This window comes from Mycobacterium sp. (assembly GCF_049585075.1).
GTDB lineage: Bacteria > Actinomycetota > Actinomycetes > Mycobacteriales > Mycobacteriaceae > Mycobacterium.
This window is the reverse complement of the sequence record NZ_JBAUZA010000346.1, coordinates 1-6,624: the sequence shown is the minus strand read 5'-3', so window position 1 is coordinate 6,624 and position 6,624 is coordinate 1. Positions and strand designations below refer to the sequence as shown.

Genomic DNA, 6,624 nt, shown 5'->3' with positions numbered 1-6,624 from the left:
GGATCGAGTCCACGGTCCGGCCGGTCCAAGAACCGGCTGCCCGGTACTGCGCGGCCCGGTCGGCGGGGAACGGCACAAAGCCGTTGAGTCCGCTTTTCGTGCTCGGTGACACGGGCCCTCCTCGGTCGCGCGGCCTCAGGTAAGGTAACCATAAATTAGGGCAGCCTTCGCTAATTAAAGGGGAGTGGTAGTGGTTCCTCCGGCCGTGAGCGCGGACGCCATCCGCGACGAGGTCGCCGAACTACTTGGCATCGGGGTCGAGGCCATCGATCCGGGCAGCGACCTCGTCGGCCAGGGTCTCGATTCGATCCGGATGATGTCGCTGGCAGGCCGCTGGCGCCGCCTCGGCTTCGCCGTTGACTTCGCCACGCTGGCTGCCACCCCGACGATAGCGGCCTGGTCAAACCTGCTGTCGGACCCCTCCTACGGCGGTGACCCAGACCCTGCAGAACCTCGCTCGCCCGAGGCATCACACGATCCGTTTCCGCTGGCCCCGATGCAGCACGCGATGTGGGTGGGACGCCAGGCCAACCAGCCACTCGGCGGGGTAGCCGGGCATCTGTACGTCGAGTTCGACGGCACCGAGATTGACCCGGAACGGCTCCGAGCCTCGGCCACCAGGCTGGCCCGACGCCACCCCATGCTGCGGGTGGGGTTTTTGCCCGACGGCACCCAGCGGATCCGTCCGGCAACCGAAGTTCCGGATTTCCCGGTGACCGTGCATGACCTCCGCGACCTTGAGCCAGCCGCCGCCGACCTGCGGCTCGCTGAGATCCAATCCGCCAAGTCGCACCAGCAGCTCGACGGCGCGGTGTTCGAGCTGGCGGTGTCGTTGCTCCCCGGGCAGCGGTCGCGGCTCCACGTGGATCTGGACATGCAGGCCGCCGACGCGATGAGTTATCGCACCCTGATGGCCGACCTCGCCACCTTCTATCAGGATCGGCAACTTCCCGAGTTGGACTACAGCTACCCGGAGTACCGGCGGAGCATCGCAGCGCGGGAGCCGCGGCACAACGCCGACCGCGATTGGTGGGCCGAGCGCATCCCGCAGTTGCCGGATCCGCCGGCGTTGCCGCAGGCGGCCGAAGACCCCAGTGCACCGAAAAGCACCCGCCGGTGGCACTGGCTGGACCCGACGACGCGCGACGCACTGTTCGGTGCGGCCCGCGCCCGCGGCATCACCCCGGCGATGGCGTTGGCCGGTTCGTTCGCCCATACGCTGGCGGCGTGGGCGTCCAGCCCGCGATTTCTGCTCAACATCCCGCTGTTCGGCCGGCAGCAGCTGCACCGCGACGTTGATCTACTCGTCGGCGACTTCACGTCGTCGCTGTTGCTCGACATCAACCTGACACACGCCGCGAGCCCTTCCGCGCGGGCGCAGACGGTGCAAGATGCCTTCCACGCCGCGGTTGCTCACGCGGACTACCCCGGATTGTCGGTGTTGCGCGACCTGGCCCGGCACCGCGGCGCGCAAGTGCTTGCGCCGGTGGTGTTTACCAGCGCACTGGGGCTGGGTGAACTATTCCGGTCGGACGTCACCGAAGTGTTCGGCGCACCCGGCTGGATTATCTCGCAGGGCCCGCAGGTATCGCTGGACGCACAGGTCACCGAATTCGACGGCGGCCTCCTGGTGAATTGGGATGTGCGCGAGGACCGTTTCCCGCCCGGCGTGATCGACGCGATGTTCGGCCATCACATCGACGAGCTTCTACGGCTGGCCACTGCGGATGCCGCGTGGGACGCGGCGGGTCCGCCGGCCCTACCGGCGGCTCAGCGCGCGGTGCGTGACGACATCAACAGCCGGTGGGCTGCCCCCAGTGGAGAGGCACTGCACGACGGTTTCTTCCGCCGCGCCGGGCAGCAGCCTGACGCGCCGGCGGTGTTTTCCAGTTCCGGTGATCTCAGCTACGCGCAGCTACGCGACCAGGCGTTGGCGTTGGCTGCAGCGTTGCGCGCGAACGGGATTCGCGCTGGCGACACGGTCGCGGTGATGGGTCCCAAATCCGCCGAGCAGGTGCCGGCTTTATTGGGGATCCTTGCCGCTGGTGCTGTCTATCTGCCGATCGGCGTCGACCAGCCCCGCGACCGCGTGGAACGTATCTTGGCGGCCGGGCAGGTGAGCCTGGCCCTGGTGTGCGGCGGGCAGCAGCTCTCCGTACCCGTGCCGACCCTGACGATCGCCGACGTGCTCTGCACCGCCCCGCTCGACGCTGAGATCCAGCCTGCGGCAACCGATCCCGCCGAGATCGCTTACGTGTTGTTCACGTCGGGCTCGACCGGCGAACCCAAGGGCGTCGAGGTCACGCACGACGCCGCGATGAACACCGTCGAATTCATCGCCCGGCACTTCGAAATCAGCGCCGTGGATCGTTGCCTGGCGCTTTCGACGCTGGAAGGCGACATCTCGGTGATGGATGTTTTCGTCACCTTGCGAACCGGCGGGTCGATCGTGGTCGTAGACGAAGCGCAGCGCCGCGATCCCGACGCCTGGGCGCGGCTCATCGACACCTACAAAGTCACCGTGCTGCACTTCATGCCGGGCTGGCTGGAGATGCTGGTCGAGGTCGGCGCGGGACGGCTGTCATCGGTGCGGGTCGTCCCCACCGGCGGAGATTGGGTGCGGCCTGAGGTGGCCCGTCGCCTACGGGCTGACGCGCCAAAATTGCGCTTCGCCGGCCTGGGCGGCGCGACCGAAACCGCGGTCCACAACACGATTTTCGAGTTCGCTGAATCGGCCGAACTGCCGGCCGACTGCACGGCGTTGCCCTACGGCAAGCCGCTGCCCAATATCGCTTGCCGGGTGGTCAACGACATGGGTGGCGACTGCCCCGACTGGGTGGTCGGTGAACTGTGGGTGTCCGGACGCGGCATTGCACGAGGCTACCGGGGACGTCAGGATCTGACCGCACAGCGATTCGTCGTGCACGACGACCGGACGTGGTACCGCACCGGCGATCTGGCCCGATATTGGCCGGACGGCACGCTGGAGTTTGTCGGACGTGCCGACCACCGCGCCAAGCTCAGCGGCTACCGGGTCGAACTCGGCGATGTGGAGGCCGCCACGCGGCAGATACCCGGTGTGGCAATAGCGGTGGCGGCCGTGGTCTCGACGCCGGGCGGTGCCGACATTTTGACCACGGCAGTCCGCGCCGACGACGCCCGGCTCACCGCCGAGGACGTGCGGAAAGCACTGACCGATCTTGTTCCCGCGCACATGATTCCACGTCACGTGTCACTGGTGGAACACATCCCGTTCACTCTCGGCGGCAAAATCGATCGGCGTTTCGTCGAGGGCCAGCTGGCTTGCGCCGTGACGGAGCTGGCCAAGCCTATCCATCGTGGCCCGTCGACGCCGCTGCAAACCGCGCTGGCCGCGATTGTCGGTGGTGTGCTCGGCGTGCAGTCGGTCGGCATAGACGACGACTTCTTCGCCCTCGGTGGGGATTCGGTACTGGCGACCCAGGCCGTCGCCCGCATCCGGGCATGGCTGGATACCCCTGACGTGATGGTCGCCGACATCTTCGCTGCCCGAACCGTTTCGGCGCTTGCCGATTTGCTTGGCCGCCGGGAACGCGAACCCGGGCGCCTCGACCAGGTTGCCGAGCTGTATCTGGAGGTTATCCGCATGGAGGCTGACCACGTGGTGTCGGCGATCGCTAAACATCCAGTGGTGCAATGACTTCCAATAATCTAGTGGCAGCACACAACGCGTTCTTGCCCTGGATCAAACGGGTTCCAGGGCGCGACGCGGCGCAACGTGGCGGCGCGACCGTGGTGTTTCCGCACGCCGGGGCGGGCGCCGCCGGTTACCGCAAGCTAGCGACCGCACTGGCCGCCGGTGGCGACACCTATATCGTGCAGTATCCACAGCGCGCAGACCGGCTGCATGAGCCCGCCCCGAAAACCGTCCATGACCTGGCCCTCGGCTTGTTCGAAGGCGGGCCGTGGAATCGGGTAGCGCCGCTGCGGCTTTTCGGGCACAGCATGGGCGCGATCGTCGCGTTCGAGTTCGCCAGGATCGCCGAATCCCGCGCCGCGACGGTTCAGCGGCTGTGGGTGTCGGCCGGGCCGGCGCCGTCGGCGATAGCCGGCATGCCGGAGCTACCCATCAGCGACGACGGGCTGCTCGCCGAGCTCGCCGATCTTGGCGGCACAGACCCTGAACTGCTCGCCGACCAAGAGATCGCCGAGCTGCTGACCACCGCGGTGCGCGCGGACTACCAAGCGCTCAACCGCTACGACTGTGCGCCCAGTGCTCGCATTCGTGCCGATATCTGTGTCCTCGGGGCGCGCGACGACCACCGCGTCGACGCCGCTGCTTTGCGGCTGTGGGAAAAACACACTGCCGGTGCGTTCGAGCTGTCGCTCTACGACGGCGGACATTTCTACCTCAACGAGCACATTGACGCCGTTGCCGCGCGGGTGAATGCCGATGTCTAACAGCAGAGTTGGCGCCGTCGATCCGGTGGTGATCGTCGGTATGGCCGTGGAGGCGCCCGGTGGCATCGACACCGCGGAGAGCTACTGGGAGCTGCTGTCGAATGGCCGCGAGGCGTTGGGCTCATTCCCCACCGACCGTGGATGGCGGATTCGCGAGCTGCTGGCCGGGTCGCGGCGCACCGGCTTCAAGGAAATCCACGATCGCGGTGGGTTTCTCAGCGGCGCAACGATGTTCGATCCAGAGTTCTTCGGGATCTCGCCGCGTGAAGCCGTCGCGATGGATCCCCAGCAACGCGTCGCGCTCCGGGTGGCTTGGCGTGCACTGGAAAACAGCGGAATCAATCCCGACGACCTGGCCGGCCACGACGTCGGGTGCTTTGTCGGCGCCTCGGCTACCGGATATGGGCCGCAAATGACCGAGTTTTCGTCGCACAGCGGTCATTTGCTCGCCGGGACCGCGCTCAGCGTGATCTCCGGACGGATCGCCTACACCCTGGGGTTAACCGGCCCGGCGCTCACGGTGGATTCCTCGTGCGCGTCCGCGCTGGCAGCATTTCACGTTGCGGTGCGCGCGGTGCAGAACGGCGACTGCGACCTCGCCCTGGCCGGCGGTGTCAACGTGCTGGGGTCGCCCGGCTTCTTCGTCGAATTTTCGAAACAATATGCGCTCTCCGACGATGGGCACTGCCGCCCCTATAGCGCGCAGGCCAGCGGAACGGTCTGGGCCGAGGGTTCGGCAATGTTTGTGCTGCAACGTAAATCGTCGGTGCGCCGAGACGGTCGACCGATTGTCGCTGAGGTCCGCGCCACCGCCGTCAACCAAGATGGCCGCAGCGCCGGGCTCAGCGCCCCCAGCGGCGACGCGCAGGTTCGTCTGTTCCGTCGCGCTATCGCCGAGGCTGGAATAGACCCCGAAGAGGTCGGGATGGTCGAGGGACACGGCACCGGTACGCGACTCGGTGACCGCACCGAACTGCAGTCGCTGGCGCAGACGTATGGCGCCACCAAACCCGGGTGCGGGGCTCTGCTGGGGTCGGTGAAGTCCAACGTCGGCCACGCCTTGGCGGCGAGCGGCGCACTGGGACTGGCGAAGGTTCTCGTCGCCGCCGAGCACGGTGCGATACCGCCGACCCTGCACGCGGCGCAGCCCAGTGATGAGATCGACTGGGACAGCCAGGGTTTACGCCTAGCGAAGACCTTGACACCCTGGCCCTCGGTCGATGGCCAGCGGATGGCGGCCACGTCGGCATTCGGCATTGCCGGCACCAATGCGCACCTGATCGTCTCCGTTCCCGAGGCCGCGTAATGCTCGCGCATCCGCTGGCCGACGGTCGCGTGCCCGTTTTGCTCTCGGCACATGACGAAACGCTGATCGGTCACGACGCCCAGGCGATCCTGGACTATCTCAACCGGGCCGGCGGCGACGACGCTGCGACGGCGCGGGTCGCGTCGACCCTGCTGCGTCTGCGACGGGTGCGACGGTACCGCGCGGTTGCGCGCGCAGCAGACCGCACCGAACTCGTGGCCGCTCTATCCGCGCTGGCCAGCGGTGACGAGCATCCGCTGGTCTCCCGATCGTCGAAAAGCGTTGCGCCGTGTACCGCGTTCGTGTTTCCCGGCCAGGGCAACCAATGGCCGTCGATGGGCGTAGACGCCTACCGGCAACTGTCGGCGTACCGGGTGGAGGTCGACCGATGCGCCCAGGCGTTCGTGGAGGCCGGGCTGCCGTCACCGCTGCCGTACCTGACCGAAGGTGTGGAGCAGAACTGGCCGCGCGCACAAATCCAGGGAGCGCAGTTCACCCACGCGGTCGGTTTGGCGCAGCAGTGGCGATCCCACGGCGTATATCCCGATATCACCATCGGACACAGCCTCGGTGAGGTTGCCGCGGCCTATGTGGCCGGAATGATCCCGTTGTCCGACGCGGTCACATTGGTCGGCGCCCGCGCCGCGGTCATCGATCGGTTGACGGGTCGATACGCCATGGCGGTACTCGGTGTCGCCGTCGACGCAGCGGAGGCGCTGATCGGCGAAACACCAGGCTGGCTCGAAGTTTCGGCGGTCAACGGGCCGTCCTCCACCGTGGTGTCCGGTGATCACGATGCGGTGGTGGCCGCGACCGCGGTGGCCAAGCAACGGGGCGTATTCGCCCACCCACTGTCCGTCGACTACCCGGGCCACACC

General features: G+C 67.3%; 5 protein-coding genes. 4 read left to right on the top strand and 1 reads right to left on the bottom strand.

The features are described 5' to 3' along the window. Positions 1–112: hypothetical protein (locus WB785_RS16315; protein WP_424080357.1), on the bottom strand; the 112-nt coding region annotated here is incomplete at its 3' end. Between the two features lie 78 nt (positions 113–190). Here WB785_RS16315 and WB785_RS16310 point away from each other — a divergent pair. The 4 genes from WB785_RS16310 to WB785_RS16295 form a co-directional block, all read left to right on the top strand. Then, on the top strand, positions 191–3,679 hold the full coding sequence (locus WB785_RS16310; protein ID WP_424080356.1) for an amino acid adenylation domain-containing protein: 3,489 nt from the start codon (positions 191–193) through the stop codon (positions 3,677–3,679). After that, positions 3,676–4,440, top strand: a complete 765-nt coding sequence (locus tag WB785_RS16305; RefSeq protein WP_424080355.1) for a thioesterase II family protein — start codon at positions 3,676–3,678, stop codon at positions 4,438–4,440. The genes WB785_RS16310 and WB785_RS16305 overlap by 4 nt, the downstream gene beginning before the upstream one ends. Further along, the gene (locus WB785_RS16300; RefSeq protein ID WP_424080354.1) at positions 4,427–5,746 is read left to right on the top strand and encodes a polyketide synthase; all 1,320 of its coding nucleotides are present in this window, start codon (positions 4,427–4,429) and stop codon (positions 5,744–5,746) included. The genes WB785_RS16305 and WB785_RS16300 overlap by 14 nt, the downstream gene beginning before the upstream one ends. After that, positions 5,746–6,624: acyltransferase domain-containing protein (locus WB785_RS16295; RefSeq protein WP_424080353.1), on the top strand; the 879-nt coding region annotated here is incomplete at its 3' end. The genes WB785_RS16300 and WB785_RS16295, both read left to right, overlap by 1 nt.